This is a genomic window from Oleiphilus sp. HI0079, from assembly GCF_001635105.1.
In genome coordinates this window covers 1-2,111 of sequence record NZ_LWFT01000759.1, presented here as the reverse complement: position 1 = coordinate 2,111, position 2,111 = coordinate 1, and the positions used below count along the sequence as shown (strand labels likewise).

At 45.2% G+C, this 2,111-nt stretch carries 3 protein-coding genes; 1 reads left to right on the top strand and 2 read right to left on the bottom strand.

The features are described 5' to 3' along the window. Nucleotides 1–481 (bottom strand): AMP-binding protein (locus A3750_RS14165; RefSeq protein WP_231871830.1); only part of this gene is annotated, 481 nt, incomplete at its 3' end. Between the two features lie 261 nt (nucleotides 482–742). Here A3750_RS14165 and A3750_RS14160 point away from each other — a divergent pair. Beyond that, complete coding sequence (locus A3750_RS14160) at nucleotides 743–1,135, top strand: hypothetical protein (RefSeq protein ID WP_068465926.1); 393 nt, start codon at nucleotides 743–745, stop codon at nucleotides 1,133–1,135. Here the strand turns inward: A3750_RS14160 and A3750_RS14155 are convergent. Next, the gene (locus A3750_RS14155) at nucleotides 1,124–1,858 is read right to left on the bottom strand and encodes a hypothetical protein (protein WP_068522264.1); all 735 of its coding nucleotides are present in this window, start codon (nucleotides 1,856–1,858) and stop codon (nucleotides 1,124–1,126) included. The two genes, A3750_RS14160 and A3750_RS14155, sit on opposite strands and share 12 nt — an antisense overlap. Between the last annotated feature and the right edge of the window lie 253 nt (nucleotides 1,859–2,111).

The following is a 2,111-nucleotide window of genomic DNA, read 5'->3' as shown; positions in this document are numbered from 1 at the left end:
CTTTTAAAGGCGCATGATCAGTGACGATCTCATCCCAACTTGGGAAGTCGTTCTCTGGGCTTAGAGGATAGGAAATACATGGAAGATCGGCGGGTACCCCGGGTTTCATCTCGTCCCATTCATCGAGCTTACCAACGAACAGAATCTTGGAATCACTGTGCTCGAGAATATAGCGAACGGTTTCAGAATTAAGCGTGGGGTAAAGCGGGACCGTCACGTGGCCCGCCATCCATATCGCCAAATCAGTCATAATCCAGTGCGCACAATTCTTAGAAAGAATGGCAATGTTACTCTTCGGAGGTAACTCAAGAGATTTAAGATACGAAGCCATGCGGCGTGCTTCGCCGACTGCTCGGTTCCAAGTATATTCTTGAACCTGACCTTCCCCCATCGGTTGCGTCAGATACAATTCATCGGCTTTCGCCCTTTCCCACTTGTAAGCCCGCTCCAACGGCAACGAAAGTTTTGAACCCACACCCATGCGACCCTTCCTTTGTTTATTATTTGAATAGAGATGTACGATGCACCCTCATAATAAAAGCACTAAAAGAAAAAAGATATGCCTTCTGCGCAGCTTAAACGCAATCTAAAACTGAAAACAAACAAGCTAAGAAAAGCGTGATTTTTAACCGCAAACTTGAGATGCGAACAAACATCGACTATATCACTGTTTAGGTTTGTCTTTTTGGTAACCTGTACCTGTAAATTAATAACAATAAAACCATAAGCTTAAGGAGAGGATATGAACCACTCTCAGTTCGTATCAGCGGAGCATATGGATACTTTGCAGTCGCCATACACGTGTATCAGGTGTGGTGAAGGATCTATGATTTCAGCCGTTCAAGAAGGTGAGCCAGACTACACAGATAACTATTTGTGTTTGAAGTGCCATCACCACGACAACATTCCAACCAACGGAATTTTGTTGAGCCAGCTAATGACTAGCCTGATTGGCTTGTCCCTTAGCCTTTATCTTTTATATGAATACGTTTTAAGCAGCAGTGATACAAGCGTGACACAAGTTGAAACTACGGCGCTCACACTTGTTGTTAGTGGCTTTGTTATCGGCTTCGTTTATGTTCTTTACAAGGCAGCGATTGGCTATCGACTTCGCAAATCCTACTTAAAGAACTAAGAGTATTGCGCTTAAAGCGAGCAACACAAGCAACAAGAAAAGCGGTCTTGCTGAAGAGTTGCGGTTATAGCGTGAGCGGTCAATCGGTGAGCGATGATAAAAATCGCTTCGTTGAAACTCTCCTATGTCGTCTTGATAGCGCACCGCAAGCATCGGAGCCTTGAGCTGCACATTGCGACTGCGCGCTTGTCGCACAACATGCTCAATGATCAGCTCTGCACCATTCGACTCCGCACCCACATCGCTGATCATTTCAATCGACAAGGTATCCGCAGAAAGCACAAGTGATTCAGCTTGATGCATATCGCCAAGGATGCGGGATACTTTTTGAGGCTCACTCTGAGAAACGGCATCCGGCGTTAAATCAGTTACCCCTCCCTCTTGATCAATAAGAAAAGCGCATGCAGAGCCAGACAGGCACAATTCGTAATGAAATGAGTCGAAGCGACAAGCCAAAACGGAAACTTTACCTACCCCACTCTGAAGAATGGATTGAACACCCGTATCTAAGTGGGTTGTTAACGAGGTTTGAGTAGCAAGGCAAACAGGACCTCCCTGCCCTATATCGTTACGAATAGCACTCAAAATATCGTCCGCTGAAATAGACTCTACATTTTCAACATGCACAATCACCCAAGCACCCCATTCGGAGCTTTCCCAAAACGCAGTATCGACTAAGCCAGATTTAGCGAGCCGTGTCGTATGTATGTGAGAGTCGAGCATTTTCTTACCGAAGATATATGAACAATTTCGAACGCGCGAAGAGTAGCAGCGAACAAGACAGAAGCACAGAGCTAAGCCTTACCGTGGGATTAAATTAAATAACTTTAGTGGAATATGTAGAAAAGGGAGGGGAAACAAAATGAGCGCCACTTCGGCGCCCGCATTCTCTTTTGGTAAAAAATGTCAGATTAAATGACGAACGATTAGTGGGTTCCCACCAACTTGGCTTCATCAAGCATCGCAAGCACAACCT